General features: G+C 52.9%; 1 pseudogene. It reads right to left on the bottom strand.

Features of this window, described 5'->3' with window-relative positions:
* Window positions 1-259: pseudogene (locus tag KVT27_RS25260) on the bottom strand (DNA-binding response regulator); the annotation flags it as partial.

Raw genomic sequence — 259 nt, 5'->3', positions numbered from 1 at the left:
AATGAAGGTGACCGCTTTGTCTACCACACTCCATGTCCGCTGTTCGCGTTCCTCACGAATTTGCTTAATCGCCAGTTCCACATAGGTGCGTTCCGGATGCTTTTCCGCTGCCTCGCGCTGCCCCTCCATAGAGACCACATGCAGATCCTCGAAGCGGCAAAGAGTTCCCCATTTCTTAGGATACGTGGAGGCGAATACGGCTTCGTAGTACGATCTTTTGATCCCGTCGACTCCTGCTCCTATAGAGCCAATGCCAATC

Source organism: Lysinibacillus sp. GbtcB16 (assembly GCF_019091145.1).
GTDB classification, from domain to species: Bacteria; Bacillota; Bacilli; order Bacillales_A; family Planococcaceae; genus Lysinibacillus; species Lysinibacillus fusiformis.
This window is presented reverse-complemented; position numbering and strand designations above follow the sequence as displayed.